A 20,258-nucleotide genomic window follows, 5' to 3' on the forward strand; every position below is an offset into this window, starting at 1 on the left:
AATTCAGTACAAGCCCCCATGGTCTTTGTCTTGCTAACCGGTGTAGGCCACGCGTCCCCTACACTTCGACCATGCCTTTGCGCCCCCCTTCCTCTTCTTTTTTACCCTCGCCTATCGCGCCCCATAAATGGTGGCGGCGCTGGTGGAGCCGCCAATCGCCCCACCGCCAAGACCGCTTCGCCATGATGGCGCCGCTGATTGCGGTGCTGCTGTTCTTCGCCGCCATCGGCTCGTCCTTTATGTATTTGCGACTGGAGGAAATCGACCGCGAGCAGGAGGCCGTGAAACGCGATGTGGAATACACCCAGCAGCAAATCCGCCTGCGCCTGCTGGAGCGCCAGGAACAGCTGATGCGCATCGGCCGCGACATCTCCAATGAAGAGGTGGACGTGGAGGAATTCATCAGCCGCGCGGAATCATTGGTGGCCCAGCACCCGGACCTGCAGGCGGTCAGCTGGATCGATGAGCGCCGCCGCGTCAAAGCCAGTTACGCCTCGCCCAGCCTGCCCTCCTCGCAAACCCGCGCGGTGGACACCTTCCTGCGCCCGGGCGGCGACACCGAAAGCACCTTCAGCCTGGCGCGCGATCTGCAGCAGCCGGTGTATGCGCAGCCGGCTGGCGCTGCCGATGCCATTCCCCTGCTGCAGCTGCATATTCCGCTGGCCGACCGGGGCCGCTTTGCCGGCGTGCTGCTGGCCGAATATTCCAACGACAGCCTGCTGCGCTACGGCGTACCCGCCGAGGTGCTGGCCAAGTACGCGGTCGCCCTGCTGAACGGCAACAACCAGGTGCTGGCGGGCAATGCGTTGCCGATACGCTCGGTCAGCCACCGGCTGCTGCCTTGGTCCAGCCAGGCAGAGCCGTATGAAATACCGGTCTCTCCGGTGGGCAACGGCCTGATCCTGCGCGCCCAGGCCTACCGCACCTCGCAGGGTGTAATCGGCAGCGGCCTGTTCTGGCTGGTCGGCGCCCTAAGCGTGCTGACCGCCTGGATGTTGATCGGTAACTGGAAGCACACCCGTCGCCGACTGCAGGCCCAGCAGGCTTTGCTGTCGGAAACCAACTTCCGCCGCGCCATGGAGAACTCCATGCTGACCGGCATGCGCGCGCTGGACATGCAGGGGCGCATTACTTATGTGAACCTGGCGTTTTGCCGCATGACCGGATGGAGCGAATCCGCCCTGGTGGGACATACCGCACCCTTTGCGCACTGGCCCGAGGAAGACCGCGAATACCTGGCCGCACGGCTGGAGGATGAGCTGAACGGCCGCACGCCGCCCGGCGGCTTCCAGGTACGGGTGAAACGCAAGGACGGCACGGTGTTCGATGGCCGCATGTATGTGGCGCCGCTGATCGACGCGGTGGGCAAGCAAACCGGCTGGATGACCTCCATGACCGACATCACCGAGCCCAACCGCATCCGCGAACAGCTGTCGGCCTCGTACGAACGCTTCACCAAGGTGCTGGAGGCGCTGGACGCTTCGGTCTCGGTGGCCCCGATCAACAGCAACGAGCTGCTGTTTGCCAACAAGCTGTACCGGCTGTGGTTTGGCGTGCAGACCGTGGGGCACGAAAAGCTGGCCGCGCAGGCCGGCGTACCCGCCGCCCCCACACAGGACGAGAACGAAGACGACGTGGATGCGTTCGCCGGCCTGCCCACCGACAGCCTGACCGACACCCAATCCGAGAGCGCAGAAATCTTCGTGGCCGACCTGGGCAAATGGCTGGAAGTGCGCTCGCGCTACCTCAGCTGGGTGGACGGCCGCCTGGTACAGATGGTGATTGCCACCGACATCACGCCACGCCGCCGCGCCGAGGAGCAGTCGGCCGCCCAGGCCGAGCGCGCGCAATCCTCCAGCCGCCTGATCACCATGGGCGAGATGGCCTCCAGCGTGGCGCATGAGCTGAACCAGCCACTGGCCGCCATTAGCAACTACTGCAACGGCATGGTCTCGCGCATCAAAGGGCCAGGCATTGCGCAAGACGACCTGCTGGCCGCCCTGGACAAGACCGCGCGCCAGGCCCAGCGCGCCGGCCAGATCATCCACCGCATCCAGTCCTTCGTGAAACGCAGCGAACCCAACCGCACCCAGTCGGACGTGGCACACATGGTGTCCGAGGCGGTGGAACTGGCGGGCATCGAGCTGCGCCGGCGCAATGTGCGCCTCAGCCATTACGTAGCGGCACGCCTGCCCCGGCTGCTGGTGGACCCGATCCTGATCGAACAGGTGCTGGTGAATCTGCTGCGCAATGCGGCCGAGGCCATCGATCTGGCGCAACGCCCGACCGCCCAACGCAACATTGAGCTGCGCGTAGTGCCGAAGATGGAAAACGACAAGGCCGGCATAGAGTTCTCGGTCACCGACACCGGCAAAGGCCTGGCCCCCGAGGTCAAGGAACGCCTGTTCGAAGCCTTCTTCTCCACCAAAGCCGAAGGCATGGGCATCGGCCTGAACCTGTGCCGCAGCATCATCGAGTCCCACCTGGGCAGGATGCAAGCCGAGAACCTCTACAATGGAAACGAAGGCACAGGGTGCCGTTTTTCATTCTGGATCCCGCTGGCGCAACTTTCTGTTACCCAGAGTGGACCTACAAATCCCGCCCCAACCCCCGGAGTGACTGCATGAGTTTGATCCCCAAAAAAGGTACTGTGTACGTCGTGGACGACGATGAAGCCGTCCGTGATTCGCTGCAATGGCTGCTGGAAGGCAAGGACTACCGGGTCCGCTGCTTTGATTCCGCAGAGTCCTTTTTAAGCCGCTTTGACGCCCGCGAAGTCGCCTGCCTGATCGTTGACATCCGCATGGGCGGCATGACCGGGCTGGAGCTGCAAGACCGCCTGATCGAACGCAAGTCCCCCCTGCCCATCGTCTTCATCACCGGCCACGGCGATGTGCCCATGGCGGTGGACACCATGAAAAAAGGCGCCATGGACTTCATCCAGAAGCCCTTCAAGGAAGACGAATTGGTCGGCCTGGTGGAGCGCATGCTGGAGCACGCCAAAGAGACCTTCACAGACTACCAGCAAGCAGCCAGCCGTGGCGCCCTGCTGTCCAAGCTCACCACCCGCGAATCCCAGGTGCTGGAGCGCATCGTCGCCGGCCGGCTGAACAAGCAGATCGCCGACGACCTGGGTATCAGCATCAAGACGGTGGAGGCCCACCGCGCCAACATCATGGAAAAGCTCAACGCCAACACCGTGGCCGACCTGCTGAAAATTGCCCTGGGACAAGCTGCTCCGAAAACCTGACGCTACACATTAAATAGCACCCCACGCCCGTCTGACCTGCGCCAGCGGGCGTTTTTACTTGATTTTTTGAATAATGACCGCTGAACTGATCGATGGCAACGCCCTGTCCCAACAACTGCGCCAGGATGTCGCTGCGCGCGCCCAAGCCCTGAAAGCCCGCGGCACCACGCCCGGCCTGGCCGTCGTTCTGGTGGGCGACAACCCTGCCAGCCAGGTGTATGTGCGTAACAAGGTCAAGGCCTGTGCCGATGCCGGCCTGCACTCGGTACTGGAAAAGTACGAAGCCGGTATGTCCGAAGCCGATCTGCTGGCCCGTGTGGACGCGCTGAACAACGACCCCAGCATCCACGGCATCCTGGTGCAGCTGCCCTTGCCAGCGCACATCGACGCACAAAAAGTCATTGAAGCCATCTCACCTGCCAAAGACGTGGACGGCTTCCACGTCGCCAGCGCCGGTGCGCTGATGACCGGCACGCCCGGCTTCTGGCCCTGCACGCCCTATGGTTGCATGAAGATGCTGGAAAGCATTAACTACGATCTGCGCGGCAAGCACGCCGTGGTAATTGGCCGCAGCAATATCGTCGGCAAGCCCATGGCCCTGATGCTGCTGCAAAAGAACGCCACCGTCACGATCTGCCACAGCGCGACAGACGACCTGAAAGCCATGACCCTGCAAGCCGACGTCATCGTCGCCGCTGTGGGCAAGCGCAATGTGCTGACCGCCGATATGGTCAAGCCCGGCGCCGTGGTGCTCGACGTCGGCATGAACCGCGACGACAACGGCAAACTGTGCGGCGACGTGGACTTTGAAAATGTGCGCCAGGTCGCAAGCCATATCACCCCGGTACCCGGAGGCGTTGGCCCCATGACCATCACCATGTTGCTGGTCAATACATTGGAAGCTGCGGAACGTTCCGCCGCCTCTTGAATCTATCGCGCTTAACGCCACATCCAAACCATGACCAATCCACTGCTCGACTTCTCTGACCTGCCCCTGTTTGACCAGATCCAGCCCGAACACGTGGCACCCGCACTGGACCAGTTGCTGGCCCACGCGAATGCGGCACTGGACACGGTGACGCAGCCTGATTTTCCGGCCCAGTGGACCGAGATCGCCAAAGCGCTGGATGTGAGCACCGAGCAACTGGGCCGCGCCTGGGGCGCCGTCAGCCACTTGAACAGCGTGGCCGACACCCCGGCCCTGCGCGCCGCCTATAACGAAGCCCTGCCCCGCGTCACCGAGTTCTGGACCCGCCTGGGCGCGGATGAGCGCCTGTACGCCAAGTACAAGGCCGTGGACACGGCCAGCCTGAACGTCGAACAGCTGCAAGCCCACCGCAACGCCATGCGCAACTTCGTGCTCAGCGGAGCCGAACTGGAAGGAGCAGCCAAGGAGCGCTTTGCCCGCATCCAGGAACGCCAGGCTGAAATCAGCCAGAAGTTTAGCGAAAACGCACTGGACGCGACCGACGCCTATGCCTACTACGCACAGGCCGACGAACTGGACGGCGTGCCCGCCGATGTGCAGCACACCGCCCGCAGCGCCGCCCAAGCCGAAGGCAAGGAAGGCTACAAGCTCACACTGAAGATGCCCTGCTACCTGCCGGTGATGCAGTTCGCCACCAGCAGCCCGCTGCGCGAGCGCCTGTACCGCGCCTACGTGACCCGTGCGTCCGACCAGGCCGAAGGCGAGGCCGTGCAGTTCGACAACACCGCCCTGATCCGCGAAACCCTGGCGCTGCGCCAGGAAGAAGCCCGCCTGCTGGGCTACCAGAATTTCGGCGAAGTCTCGGTCGTGCCCAAGATGGCTGAATCGCCCGCCGAAGTAATCCACTTCCTGCGCGACCTGGGTGTGCGCGCCCGCCCGTTTGCCGAAAAGGACGTAGCCGACCTGCGCAGCTTTGCCGCCGAACACCTGGACCTGGCCGATCCACAGCCCTGGGACTGGCCCTATGTGGGAGAAAAGCTCAAGGAAGCCCGCTATGCCTTCAGCGAGCAAGAGGTCAAGCAGTACTTCACCGCGCCCAAGGTGCTGGCCGGCCTGTTCAAGATCATCGAAACCCTGTTCGAAGTCTCTATCCGCCGCGACAGCGCCCCCGTGTGGCACCCCTCGGTGGAGTTCTACCGCATCGAGCGCAGCCTGGGTGGTACATCGGCAGATGCCCCCCGCCAATTGGTGGGCCAGTTCTACCTGGACCCATCGGCCCGCACCGGTAAACGTGGCGGTGCCTGGATGGACGACGTGCGCGCCCGCTGGCTGCGCCCCGACACCCACACGCTGCAGACCCCCGTGGCGCATCTGGTGTGCAACTTTGCCGACGGCGTGGACGGTCAGCCGCCATTGCTGACGCACGACGACGTGACCACCCTGTTCCACGAATTCGGCCACGGCCTGCACCACATGCTGACCCAGGTCAACGAGCGCGATGTGTCCGGCATCAGCGGCGTGGAATGGGACGCGGTGGAGCTGCCCAGCCAGTTCATGGAAAACTTCTGCTGGGAGTGGGATGTGCTCAAGCACATGACGGCCCACGTGCAGACGGGCGAGCCACTGCCGCGCGTGCTGTTCGACAAAATGACCGCCGCCAAGAACTTCCAAAGCGGCCTGCAAACCCTGCGCCAGATCGAGTTCTCGCTGTTTGACATGCTGCTGCACACCGAGCACGACCCGGCCCAGGACTTCATGCCCCTGCTGCGCAAGGTGCGCGACGAGGTCGCCGTGCTGCAAGCCCCGGCCTTCAGCCGTACCGCGCACACCTTCAGCCACATCTTCGCCGGCGGCTATGCGGCGGGTTACTACAGCTACAAATGGGCCGAGGTGCTCAGCGCCGACGCCTACGCCGCGTTCGAAGAAACCGCCGGCGCGGACGGCGCGGCCAACATCGAAACTGGCCGCCGCTACCGCCAGTCCATCCTGGAAGCCGGCGGCAGCCGCCCGGCCATGGAGTCGTTCAAGGCCTTCCGTGGCCGCGCGCCCACGCTGGATGCACTGCTGCGCCACCAAGGCATGGCTTAATAGTGGCCTGGAGGATTTTTACGATGCGCATTACCCCCATCCACACCGCACTGGCCTGCGCCGCATTGGCGCTGGCCGCTGGCAGCGTCTATGCCCAGACGGTCTACCGCATCGTCGGCCCCGATGGCAAGGTCACTTTCTCTGACCAACCACCGGCGCCCAGCAGCCCGGCCAAGGTCACCACTACCAACAAAAACGGCAGCAGCGCAGTAAATGCCGCGTCGTTGCCGTTTGAGTTGCAAGAGATCGTAAAGCGTTATCCGGTCACGCTGTACACCGGTACCGGCTGCAGTCCCTGCGAAAGTGCGCGCAATCTGCTGGTGCAACGCGGTATCCCATTTACCGAGCGCAGCGTGAACACCGATGCCGATGCCGACGCACTGAAACGCATCAGCGGTGAAACCAGCCTGCCGTTCGGCACGATTGGCGGCCAGCAGCTCAAGGGTTTCTCGGATGTGGAATGGACGCAGTACCTGGATGCTGCAGCCTACCCCAAATCATCGGTGCTGCCAGCCAGCTACAAGCGCGCGCCTGCCCAGCCTCTGGTGGCCAGCAAGGCGCCTCCAGCAGCAGCGCCGGTAGCACCTGCTCCGGCTCCTGCGGAGCCTTCTGCCGAGCCGGTGGACACCAGCCGCAACCCGCGCGGCATCCAGTTTTAGAGCTTAAAACTCCAGGGTTTTCACGCCCTGCGCCGTGCCCAGCAGGCACACATGGGCTTTTTGCAAGGCAAATACGCCCACTGTCACCACACCTGGCCACTGGCTGACCTGGTTTTCGAAAGCCACCGGGTCGCTGATCTGCAGACCCGTCACGTCCAGGATGTACTGGCCGTTGTCGGTCACCAGCGGTTGGCCGTCCTTCAGGCGCAGCTTGGCCAGCCCCCCCATGGCGGCAAACTGGCGCACCAGTCGGTTCGAGGACATGGGAATAACTTCCACCGGCAGCGGGAACTGGCCCAGGGTCTGGACCAGCTTGCTCTCGTCGGCAATGCAGACGAACTGGCGCGACTGGGCGGCCACGATCTTCTCGCGCGTCAGCGCCGCACCGCCCCCCTTGACCATATGGCCCTGGCCGTCGATCTCGTCCGCACCGTCGATGTACACCGCCAGATCGCCCACGTCGTTGGCGTCGAACACGGGGATGCCCAGCGCTTTCAATTTGGCGGTGCTGGCCTCGGAACTGGACACCGCGCCTTTGACCTGGTCCTTGATGGTGGCCAGCGCGTCAATGAACTTGTTGACGGTGGAGCCGGTGCCCACGCCCACAATTTCGCCTGGCACCACATAGCGCAACGCGGCCTGGCCGACCAGGGTTTTCAGTTCATCTTGTGTCATCTGGGAAAATCCGTGGTTAAGTAGAAAAACCCTAATTATCCAATGCCCCTCATCCCCTACGCCCTGGCCCGCCCGTTTCTGTTTGGCCTGGACCCCGAAGCCGCCCACGATCTCACGCTGAACGCCATTGCCCGTACCCAAGGCACGCCGCTGGAATGCCTGTACCGCCAGTCCACTGTCAGCGACCCGGTGCAGCTGGCCGGGCTGCAGTTCCCCAACCGCGTGGGCCTGGCGGCTGGCCTGGACAAGAATGCCCGCTGCATCGACGGCCTGGGCGCCATGGGCTTCGGCTTTGTGGAAGTGGGCACGGTCACGCCGCTGGCCCAGCCCGGCAACCCGCAGCCGCGCATGTTCCGCTTGCCCCAGGCGAATGCGCTGATCAACCGCCTGGGCTTCAACAACGGCGGGCTGGAGGCCTTTGTGGCCAATGTGCAGCGCGCCCGCTTCCGCAGCAAGGCCGGGGGCACGCCCATGCTACTGGGCCTGAACATCGGCAAGAACGCAGCGACACCGATCGAACGCGCCACCGACGACTACCTGCTGGCACTGGACGGTGTCTACCCGCATGCCGACTACGTGACGGTGAACATCTCCAGCCCCAACACCAAGAACCTGCGCGCCCTGCAGAGCGACGAGGCGCTGGACGGCTTGCTCGGCGCCGTGGCCGAACGGCGCGCCCAACTGGCGCAGCAGCACGACAAGCGCGTGCCCGTCTTCGTGAAGATCGCCCCCGACCTGGACGAGGGCCAAGTGGCCGTGATCGCCGCCACGCTGCAGCGCCACGCCATGGACGGCGTGATCGCCACCAACACCACCCTCAGCCGCGATGCCGTGAAAGGCATGGCGCATGCAGAAGAAACCGGCGGCCTGAGTGGCGCACCGGTGCTGCAGGCCAGCAACCGCGTGATTCGCCAGCTGCGCGCTGCCCTGGGCAAGGGCTTCCCGATTGTGGGCGTGGGCGGCATCCTGAGCGCAGCCGACGCTGTGAGCAAGATCGACGCCGGTGCCGACGTGGTACAGATCTACACCGGCCTGATCTACCAAGGCCCGGCGCTAGTGCAGCAGGCAGCACAGGCAATTAAAAGCATGAAGAAATAAGGCTCTAGCGCAGGAATTATCTGCACTGATAGCTCCCAATTAAATAGCAGGCCAATAAGCCCGCCAGCGCCGCGATAACGAAAGCTCTTGCCACGGCTAACGCAATCTGCATCCCTAGAAAACGTGCCTAAAACCTTACATTCTGTGAGCAAACGAAGCAAACAAACCCGGCCTGTTTGACCTAGATCAGACAGCCGGAAAATCCTGTCCGCGAGAGCATCTGCTGAGCGCCAAGCTATTGTCTAATGCCAACCACGTGCAACATCTAGGAACAAGCCACCATGCGACTTAACCTACCAGTCACGGCCCAGGAATACGACTTCCCAGCCAAGAGCATGCTTGTGTCAACGACCGACACCAAGGGCCTCATCACCCACTGCAACGACGCTTTTGAGCAGGTCAGCGGCTATCTCTACGAAGAACTGATAGGCCAGCCACACAATATGATCCGCCACCCTGACATGCCCCCGGAGGCATACAAGGACATGTGGCAAACCATAGGCCGCGGACGGGCCTGGAGCGGCATGGTGAAGAACCGGCGCAAGGACGGCTCCTTCTACTGGGTCGAAGCCAATGTCACCCCCATCATGCACAACGGCAAGCCACGCGGCTACATGTCGGTGCGCACCAAGCCTAGCCGACAAAAGATCCAGGGCGCCGAGCAGTTGTACGCACGCATCCGTGCCGAACGCGAATCCGGCAAGCCGAGCTTTGAACTGCACGCCGGCTCCGTGCGCCTGCTAGGCTGGCGTGGCCTGTTGGGCCGACTGGAGCGTATCTCTTTCACCCAGCGTTACGTGCTGGTGTTGGCGGGCATGGTTGCCGTGGGCCTGACGCCGGTGCTGCTGGGCATGGAAGGCATGGGCGGACGGCTGCTGCAAGTCGCCCTGCAAATCGCCGGCGCCAGCGTGATGGTGCTGTGGTTCAAGCGCCATGTGTCCGATGTGATTGCCGATGCCGAGCAATTTGCCAGCGATATCTCGGGTTGCAATCTCGGCACCACCGTCCCGCAGGACCGCGGCGGCCCGCTGGGTAGCCTGAGCCGCAGCCTGCGGCAGATCCAGATCAACCTGCGCGCCGTGATTGGCGACGTGAAATCAGAGATCAACGGCTTCAGCCAAACGGCGGCCGAAATCGCCGCCAGCAGCCAGGACCTGTCGTCCCGCACCGAGTCCCAAGCCAGCAGCCTTGAAGAAACCGCCGCCAGCATGGAGCAGCTGTCCAGCACCGTGCAGCAGACCGCCGACACAGCCCGACAAGTCGCCCAGCAAGGTGAAAAGAGCAGCAGCGTCGCAACCCGTGGCGGTCAGGCTGTACACCAGGTGGGCGTGGCGATGGAGAACATCAACGCCTCGTCAAAAAAGGTGCAGGAAATCATTGGCGTGATCGAAAGCATTGCCTTCCAGACCAACATCCTGGCCCTGAATGCCGCCGTGGAGGCCGCCCGCGCCGGCGAACAAGGCCGAGGCTTCGCCGTCGTCGCCAGCGAAGTGCGGGCCCTGGCCCAGCGCAGTGCCACAGCAGCCCGCGAGATCCGCGCACTGATCGCGCAGTCGGCCGAACAGGTTGCCGCCGGCAGCAACCAGATGAGCGACGCTGGTCGCACCATCGACGAAGTGGTGGCCTCGGTGAAGGAAGTCGGCGCCTTGATACGCCAGATCACCAACGCCACGCAAGAGCAGTCCCTGGGTATCTCGCAGGTCAACGAAGCGGTGACCCAGCTGGACAGCGTCACCCAGCAAAACGCTGCGCTGGTGGAGCAGTCGGCCGCCTCGGCCGAAGGCCTGAGCGACAGCAGCATGAACCTGGCGCGTGCAGTGCAAATCTTCCATCTGCCCTGAGACATGTGCTGATGTACCTTGCCCCCCAGGCTGACTGGGGCTGTATGCCCCTGGCCGGCAGCCTGCCTGCTTCGGTACTCGACTCGCTGTACAGCCAAATCGCCATCATCGACAAGACCGGCCAGATCCATTACGTGAACCGCGCCTGGCGCGATTTCGGCCACCATGGCCTGCCGCCCGACCATCCCTGGCCAGGTAGCAACTACCTGGACATGTGCCACCTCTACGTCGGTCACAACAAGCCGCCTTCCGGCCCGGTGCTACCCAAAATCCAGGCCGTGCTGGATGGCGACGAAGAAGCCTTCGACTGCGAATACCCCTGCCACACCGCACAGGAAAAGCGCTGGTTCATGGTCCGCATATCGGCCATGCGCGACCACCCTGGGCACTTTGTGGTGTCGCACCAGAACACTACACGGCGCAAGCAGCTGCTGCTGGCCGGCCAGGAAGCGCTGCAGGCCACTGCCCAGCACAGTCAGGCGATTTTGGACAATATGGTGGATGGCGTCATCACCATCAATGCGCAAGGCTTGATGGAGTCCTTCAACAAGGCCGCCAGCAAAATTTTTGGCTACAGCGTGGACGAAGTGCTGGGCCGCAATGTAGCGATGCTGATGCCAGCACCGCACCGCCAACACCACGACGGCTATCTGCGGCATTTCCAGCACACCGGTGAAGCCCGCATCATCGGTGCGCCAAGAGAGGTCGAAGGCCTGCGCAAAAACGGCCAGATATTTCCCATGAGCCTATCGGTGTCGCAGGTGGACCGTGCAGGCCAGCCCACCTTCATCGGCATGGTGCGCGACACCACCCAGCGCCACCGGCAAGATGAGGAAATCCGCCGCCTGGCCTTCTACGACCCGCTGACAGGCCTGCCCAACCGGCGCATGCTGATGGACCGCCTCAAACAAGCCATCGCCAGTGCCAACCGTAGCCGCCAGCACGGCGCAGTGATGTTCCTGGACCTGGACCATTTCAAGCAGCTCAACGACACACGCGGCCACGACGTAGGCGACCTGCTGTTGCAGCAAGTCGCGCTGCGGCTAAACGACTGCATGCGCGAAGTCGACTGCGTGGCCCGCCTGGGTGGTGACGAATTCGTGGTGTTGCTGGAGGCCTTGAGCAGCCACGCCCATGAGGCCGCCACCCAGACCGAAGCCATTGCTAGCAAGATACTGTACGCACTGAGCCAACCCTATACCTTGCGCGAACAGATCCACGAAAGCACGCCCAGCATCGGCATCGTGGTGTTTGCGCAAGACCACACCAGCCAGGACGAATTACTCAAGAAGGCCGACGTGGCCATGTACCAGGCCAAATCGGCCGGCCGCAACACGGCCTGCTTTTTCGACCCCGCCATGCAAGCCGCCGTACTGGCCCATGCCGAACTGGAAAAAGACCTGCGCCAGGGCCTGGCACAAAACGAATTCCTATTGCACTACCAGGTACAGGTGAATGGACAGGGCGTGCCGGTCGGTGCCGAGGCCCTGGTACGCTGGCACAGCCCGCAGCGAGGCCCGGTGCCTCCCGGGCAATTCATTGGGCTGGCCGAAGAAAGTGGGCTGATTCTGCCCCTGGGCCAGTGGGTGCTGGAAACCGCCTGCACGCAGTTGCAGGCCTGGGCCCAGCACCCCGCTACCGCGGGCTGGACCATGGCCGTCAACGTCAGCGCCAGCCAGTTCGCCCAGGCCGACTTTGTGGCCAATGTGGCGGCCGCCCTGCAGCACACCGGCGCCAACCCGCAGCTGCTGAAACTGGAGCTGACCGAGAGCATGCTGGTCAACGATATGGAAGACGTGATTCTGAAGATGAACGAACTCAAAGCCCAGGGCGTGTGCTTCTCGCTGGACGACTTCGGCACCGGCTACTCGTCGCTGTCGCACCTCAAGCGCCTGCCACTGGACCAGCTGAAGATCGACCAGAGCTTTGTGCGCGACATTCTGACCGACCCCAGCGACGCGGTCATCGCCCGCACCATCGTGGCGCTAGGCCACAGCCTGGGGCTGGCGGTGATCGCCGAAGGCGTGGAAACCGCAGCCCAGCGCGACTTCCTGGCCGGCCTGGGCTGCGATGCCTTCCAGGGCTACCACTTTGGCCGACCCGAGCCCGCAGACGCGCTGCAGAAATTTATATAAAACAGGCCGCCAGCGCATATTCCACCTGCGCCAGCAGCTCCTATTTAAATAGCATTACCAGTTCACCAGCGTGCCGTCGTGCTGGAGCCGGTTGACCGGCAGGTAGGCGCGCTGGTACGGGTACTTGGCGGCCAGTTCTTCGTTGATTTCCACGCCATGGCCTATGGTCTCGCCGCAGTGCATGTAGCCGTCCTTGAAGCTATAGCTGTGCGGGAACACCTCGTCGGTCAGCTCGGTGTGGCGCATGTATTCCTGGACACCGAAGTTCGGCACCCAGGTGTCGAAATGCAGGGCCGTGCCCATGCACACCGGCGACAGATCGGTGGCGCCGTGGCAGCCAGTGCGCACCTGGTACAGCGATGCAAAGTCGGCGATGCGGCGCAGATGCGTGAGGCCACCGGCATGCACGATCGTGGTACGGATGTAGTCGATCAGCTGGTTCTGGATCAGGTCCTTGCAGTCCCAGATGGTGTTGAAGATCTCGCCCACCGCCAGCGGCGTGGTGGTGTGCTGGCGGATCAGACGGAACGCGTCCTGGTTCTCGGCCGGGGTTGCGTCTTCCATCCAGAACAGGTGGAACGGCTCCAGCGACTTGCCCAGGCGCCCGGCTTCGATGGGCGTCAGGCGGTGGTGTACGTCGTGCAGCAAATGGATGTCCGGGCCCACGGCCTGGCGCACCGCATCGAACAGCTTGGGCGCGTGCAGCAGGTATTTTTCGCTGCTCCAGTCGTGCTCGCTGGGCAGGTTGCCGTCGGCGGGCTCGTAGAACATATTGCCCTTGCCCACGCCGTAGACCGCTTCCAGGCCGGGCACGCCGCTTTGCGCGCGGATCGCCTTGTAGCCCATCTCCTTGTAGCGCAGCACTTCGTCCACCGTGTGTTCAATATCCTTGCCGTTGGCGTGGCCGTAGACCATCACGCCGGAACGGCTGCGGCCACCCAGCAGCTGGTACAGCGGCAGGTTGGCGGCCTTGGCCTTGATGTCCCACAGCGCGGTGTCGACGGCGGCAATCGCGCTCATGGTCACCGGGCCGCGGCGCCAGTACGCGCCCTTGTACAGGTACTGCCAGATGTCTTCGATCTGGTGCGCATCGCGGCCGATCAGGCAGGGAATGACGTGGTCAGTCAGGTAGCTGACGACGGACAGCTCGCGGCCGTTCAGCGTGGCGTCGCCGATGCCGGTCAGGCCTTCGTCGGTTTCGATCTTCAGGGTGACGAAGTTGCGGCCGGGGCTGCAGACGATCACGCGGGCGTTGGTGATTTTCATAAAGTGTGTGGGTGGTGAAAGAGTGGGTACGGGGTGGGAACCGGCCTCAGCCATTCCAGCCAAGGTGGCCTAAAAAGTCGCGGGTGCGCGCCACGGTGGGGTTGTCGAAGATCTGCGCGGGTGGGCCTTCTTCCATGATGGCGCCGTTCTCGAACACCACCACCCAGTTGGCCACGCGCTGGGCGAAGCTCATCTCGTGGGTGACGACGATCATGGTCATGCCCTCTTGCGCCAGCTTCTTCATCACGTTCAGCACCTCGCCCACGGTCTCTGGGTCCAGCGCCGAGGTGGGTTCGTCGAACAGCATGACTTCTGGCTCCATGGCCAGGGCCCGGGCAATCGCCACGCGCTGCTGCTGGCCGCCGGACAGATTGGCCGGGTAGTTCTGCGCCTTGGACGCCAGGCCCACCTTTTCCAGCAGCTTCATGGCGCGGGCGCGGGCCTCGGCCTCGGGCATGCCGAGCACGGTGATCGGGCCCATGGCCACGTTGTCCAGCGCCGTCTTGTGCGGGAACAGCTCGAAGCTCTGGAACACCATGCCCATGCGCTGGCGCACCTTGCGCACCTCGGATTCCTTGGTCGGCAGCGGCACGCCGTCGAGCAGCACGCGGCCGCCGTTCAGCGTCTCCAACGCATTGGTACAGCGCAGCAAGGTGGACTTGCCCGAGCCCGAGGGGCCGATCAGGCACATCACCTCGCCCTTGTTGACCTGCAGCGAAACGCCGTTCAGCGCCACGAAATCGCCGTACATCTTGCGCACGTTTTCATACACCAGCACGGGCGGCTGGTCGGCACCCTTGCGGGCCAGTGCACTGGGCACAGTCGTTGTGTTCATTCCTTGACTCCGTATTTCTTGTGAATCCAATCGACCAGCTTGGCCTGGGGGTAGCCCATCAGCCAGTACAGCGCAGCCATGGCGGTCAGCATCTCCAGCACGCGGAAGGTCTGCGCGCGGATCTGCATGGAGGTGTAGGCGAGTTCGCTGACGGCGATCACCGAGACCAGCGAGGTGTCCTTGAACAGCGATATCCAGGTGCTGGCCAGCACCGGCAGAATGCGCCGGCCGGCCTGCGGAATCACCACCTTGAACATCGCCTGGCGGCGCGACATGCCCATGGCCAGCGCGGCTTCCATCTGCCCCTTGCGGATCGAGTTGATGCCGGCGCGGAAGGTCTCGGCGTTGTAGGCCGAGATGTTCAGCACCAGGGCCACCAGCGCCGTCGTCAGGGCCGAGAACTGCACGTCAAACGCCATCGGCATCACGTAGAAGGCCCAGTAGATCACCAGGATCAGCGGCAGGTTGCGAAAGAACTCGACGAAGGCCAGCGAAACGTGGTTCAGCAGCTTGTTGTTTGAGAGGCGCATCAGCGCCAGCAGAATGCCGCCCGGCACGGCCAGCAGCATGGTCACGACCGTCAGGCCGACCGTCATCGCAGCGCCTTCCATCAGCGCGCTGCGGTGTGTCCATATGACGTTCCAGTCGAAGTTCATGAGCGCCCCAGGTGTGCGAGTTTGTGGTAAGCGCGGTCGACCACGCGGGTCACCGGGAACAGCAGCAGGAAGTACAACACCATCACCGCGGTGAACACCTCCACCGGCCGGTAGCTCTGGCCGGCCACGGTCTCGGCGCGGTGCATCAGCTCGGGCACGGCGATCACGGTGGCGATGGCCGTGTCCTTGATGGCCATGGTCAGCACCGAGCCAAAGGCCGGCAGCATGCGTATCGTGGCCTGCGGCAGGATGATCTTGCGCAGGATCTGCGCCCGCGACATGCCCAGCGCCAGTCCGGCCCGGGTCTGGCCGGGGCGGATGGACTCGATGCCCGCACGGATAATCTCCGACGCGTAAGCGGCAATGTGCAAGGTCAGCCCCACCAGCGCCGCCCAGAACGGCGGAAAGGTCACGCCGGCCAGGATCGGAAACGCGAAGTAGATCCACACCAGCACCACCAGGATGGGGATGGCGCGCATGGTGTCCACATAGAACACCAGCAGCCGGCTGAGCCAGCGCGGCCCGTACAGGCGCAGCAAGGCGATCACCAGGCCCGCCAGCAAGCTGGTGATGGCGCTGATGACGCTGAGTGCCACCGTGACGCCGAAGCCGCTGGCGAAGAAGCGCCAGTTGTCGATCAGCGGGGAAAAGTCGACGTCCATGGGGGCAGTCCTCAGGTTGCGCCGGCGCTTACTTCAGCGCTTGCGTCATGCGAACTTCTTCGGCTGCCAAAGCCGGCTCCATGCGCTTTTCGACCTCACGCAGCCAGTCCAGATAGACCTGCTCGTTCTTGTTCACACCCATGCCGGTCTTGATCTCGAAGATCTTGCTGTCCTGGCAATTATTTTCCTTGGGGAACACCGCCAGGCCCTTGACCTTCTTGCTGATGTTGGGCCACAGCATGCGGTTCAGCGGCGCCACATCGGAGCGGCCGGCCAGCACTTCTTCGATGGGCGCGACAGAGCCGGAATTGGTCACACCGCGCAGCTTGGCATTCGGGAACTGGGCGCGCACCATGGGCTCTTCGCCAGCACCCGAGAAATAGGCCATGGTGATCTCGGGCTTGTTGAACTCTTCCAGCGTCTTCACGTTGGTGAACTTGGGGTTGTCGGCGCGGCCGAACATGCAGACGCCAGTGCTGGAGAAGGTCACGAAGTCGATGATCTTGGAGCGCTCGGCGTTCTGGTTCAGCGGGCCGATCATGATGTCCATCTGGTTGGCGATCAGCGCCGGCACCTTGGTTTCATGGCTCACCGGCACGGGCTCGATCTTCACGCCCAGCAGCTTGGCGAACTCCTTGCCCAGCAGCCACGACGGGCCGGCCCAGGGTTCGCCCTCGCCGGTGGTGTTCTGCGCCAGCCAGGGCGGGTTGTTGACCACGCCGACACGCAGCACGCCGGCCTTGCGGATCGCGTCGATGCGCGGGCTGGCACCGGGTGCCGGTGGGGTCTGGGCCAGGGCGGCGCTTGAAGCGGCAGCCAGTACCGCGGCGGCGGCGATGATTTTGGCCGCGCCAAGGCGGACAGTGTGGTTCTGCATGTTGTGTCTCCGATAGATGTGTGGATGCGGGAAGCCATCGCGGTCCCGCGCCGCGGCTTACTGGGTGCGTGGCCGCACCCAGCTCACTTGATGTTGTCGATGACGCGCTTTTCGTCTGCGGTCAGGGTGGCCTGCAGCGTCTTTTCTACCTGGCGCAGCCAGTCCAGATACACCTGCTGGTTCTTGTCTACCGCCAGGCCCACGGGCGAGGCTTTTTCCTGGCTGCCCTGGCAGTTGTTGTCCTTGGGGTAGACCACCAGGCCCTTGACCTTCTGGTTCAAGTTGACCCAGGGCACTCGGTTGATCGGCGCCGCGTCGGCCCGCTTGGCCATGATCTCTTCCACCGGCGCGGTGGCGCCCGAGCTGGCCACGGCGCGCAGCTTGGCCTTGGGGAAGCGCTCCTTGACCCAGTTTTCTTCGGCGCCGCCGGTGAAATAGGCGATGGTGATGTCGGGGCTGTTCAGGTCGTCCACCGAGTTCACCTTGGCCAGCTTTTCGTTGCCGGCGCGGCCGAACATGCAGACGCTGGTGCTGGAGTAGACAACGAAGTCCACCACCTTCAAGCGTTCCGGGGTTTCGCCCAGCGGGCTGATCGTCATGTCGACCTGGTTGGCTGCCAGCACCGGCACCTTGGTTTCATGCGACACGGCGACGGGTTGCAGCTTGACCTTCAGCAAGCGCGCGTATTCGGTGGCCAGCAGCCAGGCCGGGCCGCTCCAGGCCGCGCCATTGCCGGTGGTGTTCTCTACCAGCCAGGGCGAGTTTTGCAGCACGCCGACACGCAGCTCGCCGGCTTTCTGGATCGCATCGATGCGCGGGCTGGCGCCCGGGGCCGGCGGGGCCTGGGCCAGCAGCGCGGTGCTGCCGGCAGCCAGCAACAGGCCGGCCAGCCAGTGGCGGGCGGACGTGGAATGCAAGGGCATGAATCTCATGTTGTCTCCTGTTGTTCTGTGCGCGAGAGGCCTAGCGCCAAGCCTGGGCAAATTCGCCGATCACGCGCTCCAGATGGGCGCGCATCGCGGCCCGGGCGGCGATGGGGTCGCGCGCCAGCAAGGCCTTGAAGATGCGCTGGTGGTCCGCATGCGAGGCCAGGCGCAGATCGGGGGTGTGGAAATGGTGTTCGATCTTGGTCCAGACCGGTCCGCGGGCCTGGGCCCACATGGCAGTCACCATCTGCAACAGCACGCTGTTGCCGGTGGACTCGGCGATGCGCAGGTGGAACAGCTGGTCCGCCGCTTCGTTGGCCTCTTTGTCGTCCATGTTGTCGTGCATATCGGTCAGGGCCGAGAAGATCCGGTCCAGGTCGCTGTCCTTGCGGGTTTCTGCCGCTACCGAGGCGATTTCCGACTCAATCAGGCAGCGCGCACGCAGCAGCTCGAAGGGGCCGGGACCGGTCTCGGGCATGTAGGCCGGGGCGGCGCTGGTGCTGCTGGTCTGGGTCACATAAATGCCCGAGCCGCCGCGCACTTCGACCACGCCTTGCAGTTCCAGCGCAATCATGGCCTCGCGCACCGAGGTGCGGCTGACGTCAAAGCGCTCGGCCAGCGCGCGCTCCGAAGGCAGGCGCTCGCCCAACTTGAATTCGCCCTGCGCAATCAGCAGCAGCATTTGCGCTGCCAGCCGCTGGTAGGAGCGGTCCGAGCCGAGTTTTTCGGTCTTGTCGGTCTTCGGGGACGCCGAGCCATCGTCGCTGGGTTGGATCAGTTGCAGTGCCATGGTTTTTTCCAAAGTGGTTGGACCAAATATTAATTGGTAAACCAAAATTTGGTTTAATGGTTTACCACTATGGGCTAATTGGTTGGTCCAGTTGTCCAATGACATCCTTTTTCGCTCTGTCCCTACCAGCCCATGCGCGCACTTTCCCAAGCCTCTCTCGCTACCTTGACCCCCTCCCCGCCATCGCTGCAGCTGCCGCCATACCAGCGCGGCCCCTCGCCGATAGGCGTGGTGCACCTGGGCCTGGGGGCCTTCCACCGCGCCCACCAGGCCGTCGTGTTCGATGCCTTGCTGGGCCAGGGCGACCCGCGCTGGGGAGTGCTGGGCGTGGCCATGCGCAGCACCGAGCTCGCCGATGCGCTGGCCGCACAGGACGGCCTGTACGCGCTGCAGATCGCCAGTGCCGAGGGGCGCCGCTGGCAGGTGGTGGGCGCGCTAAGCCAGACCTGCGTGGCCGCGCGCGAACCTGGGCAGGTGGTGGCCGCCATCGCCGCGCCCAGCACCCGCTGGATCACACTGACCGTCACCGAAAAAGCCTATGGACCCGAGCTCGCCGCCCTGCTGCTCCAAGGCCTGGCGGCACGGCAGGCGGCGGGCCTGGGCGGACTGACTATCGCCTCTTGCGACAACCTCACCGGCAACGGCCACAAGCTGCGCCAGCTATGCCTGAATGCGGCGGAGAAAACCGACCCCGCGTTGGCGCAATGGATAGACCTTCAATGCCGCTTCCCGAACAGCATGGTCGACCGCATCGTGCCGGCCGCCACCGCGCAGCACCGCGCCGACGCCGCCCAGGTGCTGGGCCTGGAAGACGCCTGCGCGCTGGGCACCGAAGGCTTCTGGGAATGGGTGATCGAAGACAACTTTGTCGACCCACAAGACGCCGCCTTGCTGGCCTCTGCCGGCGTGCAGGTGGTGCAGGAGGTGCTGCCTTTCGAAGAGGCCAAGCTGCGCATGCTGAACGGCAGCCACACGGCCATCGCGCTGATGGGCGCGGTGATGGGCCTGCCCACCGTCTCCGACTGCGTGGCCCAGCCGGACATCCACTGGTTCGTCCACCACCTGATGACCGAAGTGGTGATGCCGCAGCTGCAGCGCCCGGGCTTGCCGGCCTACCGCGACGCGCTGCTGGCGCGCTTTGCCAACCCCGACCTGCGCCATAAGGTGCACCAGATCGCCTCCGACAGCTCGCTGAAGATTCCGCTGCGCTGGCTGCCGACCATCCAGGCCCGTGTCGCCGCCGGCGCGCCGGTCGAGCCCCTGGCCTTTGCCAGCGCCGTGTGGCTGCGCTACCTGCTGGCCGAAGACGATGCCGGCCAGCCGTATGCGATATCGGACCCGCTGGGCGCCACCCTGCAGGCGCTGGCACAGCAGCACCGCGGCGACGCTGCAGCCACGGTCCAAGCCGTGTTGGCCCAGCCCTCCGTCTGGGGCGCCGACCTGCCCCACAGCCCGCAATGGACTGCCCGCGTGACCCACTGGCTGCAACGCATCCAGACCGGCAGCGTGGCCGCCGCACTGGCCGAGCTGCGCAGCAGCCTCGCATCCTGAATTTCCACCAACCCGAGTCTC

The 20,258-nt window shown here is 64.0% G+C and carries 17 protein-coding genes; 9 read left to right on the forward strand and 8 right to left on the reverse strand.

The window, feature by feature from the left end:
* The first annotated feature begins 71 nt into the window (after positions 1–71).
* From AC07O2_RS25025 to AC07O2_RS25045, 5 genes are all read left to right on the forward strand, one after another.
* The gene (locus AC07O2_RS25025; protein WP_495099253.1) at positions 72–2,627 is read left to right on the forward strand and encodes a PAS domain S-box protein; all 2,556 of its coding nucleotides are present in this window, start codon (positions 72–74) and stop codon (positions 2,625–2,627) included.
* Complete coding sequence (locus AC07O2_RS25030; protein WP_495099254.1) at positions 2,624–3,250, forward strand: response regulator transcription factor; 627 nt, start codon at positions 2,624–2,626, stop codon at positions 3,248–3,250. Before AC07O2_RS25025 ends, AC07O2_RS25030 begins: the two co-directional genes overlap by 4 nt.
* 73 nt (positions 3,251–3,323) lie before the next feature.
* Positions 3,324–4,178, forward strand: a complete 855-nt coding sequence (folD, locus tag AC07O2_RS25035) for a bifunctional methylenetetrahydrofolate dehydrogenase/methenyltetrahydrofolate cyclohydrolase FolD (protein ID WP_495234838.1) — start codon at positions 3,324–3,326, stop codon at positions 4,176–4,178.
* Between the two features lie 30 nt (positions 4,179–4,208).
* A complete protein-coding gene (locus AC07O2_RS25040) occupies positions 4,209–6,266 on the forward strand; it encodes a M3 family metallopeptidase (protein ID WP_495234839.1) in 2,058 nt (685 codons plus the stop codon).
* 23 nt (positions 6,267–6,289) lie between these two features.
* The gene (locus AC07O2_RS25045; RefSeq protein ID WP_495234840.1) at positions 6,290–6,925 is read left to right on the forward strand and encodes a DUF4124 domain-containing protein; all 636 of its coding nucleotides are present in this window, start codon (positions 6,290–6,292) and stop codon (positions 6,923–6,925) included.
* 3 nt (positions 6,926–6,928) lie between these two features.
* Here the strand turns inward: AC07O2_RS25045 and rpiA are convergent, their stop codons facing one another.
* Complete coding sequence (gene rpiA, locus AC07O2_RS25050; RefSeq protein WP_495234841.1) at positions 6,929–7,600, reverse strand: ribose-5-phosphate isomerase RpiA; 672 nt, start codon at positions 7,598–7,600, stop codon at positions 6,929–6,931.
* Positions 7,601–7,642: 42 nt separating this feature from the next.
* Here rpiA and AC07O2_RS25055 point away from each other — a divergent pair, with 42 nt between their 5' ends.
* From AC07O2_RS25055 to AC07O2_RS25065, 3 genes are all read left to right on the forward strand, one after another.
* Positions 7,643–8,698, forward strand: a complete 1,056-nt coding sequence (locus tag AC07O2_RS25055; RefSeq protein ID WP_495234842.1) for a quinone-dependent dihydroorotate dehydrogenase — start codon at positions 7,643–7,645, stop codon at positions 8,696–8,698.
* Positions 8,699–8,979: 281 nt separating this feature from the next.
* On the forward strand, positions 8,980–10,539 hold the full coding sequence (locus tag AC07O2_RS25060) for a methyl-accepting chemotaxis protein (RefSeq protein WP_495234843.1): 1,560 nt from the start codon (positions 8,980–8,982) through the stop codon (positions 10,537–10,539).
* Between the two features lie 11 nt (positions 10,540–10,550).
* A complete protein-coding gene (locus AC07O2_RS25065) occupies positions 10,551–12,674 on the forward strand; it encodes a putative bifunctional diguanylate cyclase/phosphodiesterase (RefSeq protein ID WP_495234844.1) in 2,124 nt (707 codons plus the stop codon).
* 54 nt (positions 12,675–12,728) lie between these two features.
* On the opposite strand, the gene manD is transcribed toward AC07O2_RS25065, so the two are convergent.
* The 7 genes from manD to AC07O2_RS25100 form a co-directional block, all read right to left on the reverse strand.
* On the reverse strand, positions 12,729–13,940 hold the full coding sequence (gene manD / locus AC07O2_RS25070) for a D-mannonate dehydratase ManD (RefSeq protein ID WP_495106683.1): 1,212 nt from the start codon (positions 13,938–13,940) through the stop codon (positions 12,729–12,731).
* Positions 13,941–13,986: 46 nt separating this feature from the next.
* A complete protein-coding gene (locus AC07O2_RS25075) occupies positions 13,987–14,775 on the reverse strand; it encodes an ATP-binding cassette domain-containing protein (RefSeq protein WP_315232637.1) in 789 nt (262 codons plus the stop codon).
* A complete protein-coding gene (locus AC07O2_RS25080) occupies positions 14,772–15,431 on the reverse strand; it encodes an amino acid ABC transporter permease (protein ID WP_116604619.1) in 660 nt (219 codons plus the stop codon). The genes AC07O2_RS25075 and AC07O2_RS25080 overlap by 4 nt, the downstream gene beginning before the upstream one ends.
* Positions 15,428–16,093 (reverse strand): amino acid ABC transporter permease, encoded by a 666-nt coding sequence (locus AC07O2_RS25085; protein WP_116604620.1) that lies wholly within the window; start codon positions 16,091–16,093, stop codon positions 15,428–15,430. The genes AC07O2_RS25080 and AC07O2_RS25085 overlap by 4 nt, the downstream gene beginning before the upstream one ends.
* 28 nt (positions 16,094–16,121) lie before the next feature.
* Positions 16,122–16,970 (reverse strand): transporter substrate-binding domain-containing protein, encoded by an 849-nt coding sequence (locus AC07O2_RS25090; RefSeq protein ID WP_495234845.1) that lies wholly within the window; start codon positions 16,968–16,970, stop codon positions 16,122–16,124.
* An 83-nt stretch (positions 16,971–17,053) separates the two neighbouring features.
* Complete coding sequence (locus tag AC07O2_RS25095; RefSeq protein ID WP_495234846.1) at positions 17,054–17,902, reverse strand: substrate-binding periplasmic protein; 849 nt, start codon at positions 17,900–17,902, stop codon at positions 17,054–17,056.
* 31 nt (positions 17,903–17,933) lie between these two features.
* On the reverse strand, positions 17,934–18,686 hold the full coding sequence (locus tag AC07O2_RS25100) for a FadR/GntR family transcriptional regulator (RefSeq protein ID WP_495234847.1): 753 nt from the start codon (positions 18,684–18,686) through the stop codon (positions 17,934–17,936).
* A 132-nt stretch (positions 18,687–18,818) separates the two neighbouring features.
* Here AC07O2_RS25100 and AC07O2_RS25105 point away from each other — a divergent pair, with 132 nt between their 5' ends.
* Entirely contained in the window at positions 18,819–20,237 is a 1,419-nt protein-coding gene (locus AC07O2_RS25105) for a mannitol dehydrogenase family protein (RefSeq protein ID WP_495234848.1), read from the forward strand.
* Positions 20,238–20,258: the final 21 nt, after the last annotated feature.

Source organism: Rhodoferax sp. GW821-FHT10B06, assembly GCF_059415605.1.

What these genes read in the sequence shown, in the direction of transcription:
- AC07O2_RS25105 (WP_495234848.1), top strand. Translation starts at nt 18,819, where the DNA reads ATGCGCGCACTTTCCCAAGCCTCTCTCGCTACCTTGACCCCCTCCCCG.
- AC07O2_RS25040 (WP_495234839.1), top strand. Translation starts at nt 4,209, where the DNA reads ATGACCAATCCACTGCTCGACTTCTCTGACCTGCCCCTGTTTGACCAG.
- AC07O2_RS25065 (WP_495234844.1), top strand. Translation starts at nt 10,551, where the DNA reads ATGTACCTTGCCCCCCAGGCTGACTGGGGCTGTATGCCCCTGGCCGGC.
- AC07O2_RS25100 (WP_495234847.1), bottom strand. Translation starts at nt 18,686, where the DNA reads ATGGCACTGCAACTGATCCAACCCAGCGACGATGGCTCGGCGTCCCCG.
- AC07O2_RS25085 (WP_116604620.1), bottom strand. Translation starts at nt 16,093, where the DNA reads ATGGACGTCGACTTTTCCCCGCTGATCGACAACTGGCGCTTCTTCGCC.
- rpiA (WP_495234841.1), bottom strand. Translation starts at nt 7,600, where the DNA reads ATGACACAAGATGAACTGAAAACCCTGGTCGGCCAGGCCGCGTTGCGC.
- AC07O2_RS25060 (WP_495234843.1), top strand. Translation starts at nt 8,980, where the DNA reads ATGCGACTTAACCTACCAGTCACGGCCCAGGAATACGACTTCCCAGCC.
- AC07O2_RS25080 (WP_116604619.1), bottom strand. Translation starts at nt 15,431, where the DNA reads ATGAACTTCGACTGGAACGTCATATGGACACACCGCAGCGCGCTGATG.
- AC07O2_RS25095 (WP_495234846.1), bottom strand. Translation starts at nt 17,902, where the DNA reads ATGAGATTCATGCCCTTGCATTCCACGTCCGCCCGCCACTGGCTGGCC.
- AC07O2_RS25030 (WP_495099254.1), top strand. Translation starts at nt 2,624, where the DNA reads ATGAGTTTGATCCCCAAAAAAGGTACTGTGTACGTCGTGGACGACGAT.
- AC07O2_RS25055 (WP_495234842.1), top strand. Translation starts at nt 7,643, where the DNA reads ATGCCCCTCATCCCCTACGCCCTGGCCCGCCCGTTTCTGTTTGGCCTG.
- folD (WP_495234838.1), top strand. Translation starts at nt 3,324, where the DNA reads ATGACCGCTGAACTGATCGATGGCAACGCCCTGTCCCAACAACTGCGC.
- AC07O2_RS25025 (WP_495099253.1), top strand. Translation starts at nt 72, where the DNA reads ATGCCTTTGCGCCCCCCTTCCTCTTCTTTTTTACCCTCGCCTATCGCG.
- AC07O2_RS25045 (WP_495234840.1), top strand. Translation starts at nt 6,290, where the DNA reads ATGCGCATTACCCCCATCCACACCGCACTGGCCTGCGCCGCATTGGCG.
- AC07O2_RS25090 (WP_495234845.1), bottom strand. Translation starts at nt 16,970, where the DNA reads ATGCAGAACCACACTGTCCGCCTTGGCGCGGCCAAAATCATCGCCGCC.
- AC07O2_RS25075 (WP_315232637.1), bottom strand. Translation starts at nt 14,775, where the DNA reads ATGAACACAACGACTGTGCCCAGTGCACTGGCCCGCAAGGGTGCCGAC.
- manD (WP_495106683.1), bottom strand. Translation starts at nt 13,940, where the DNA reads ATGAAAATCACCAACGCCCGCGTGATCGTCTGCAGCCCCGGCCGCAAC.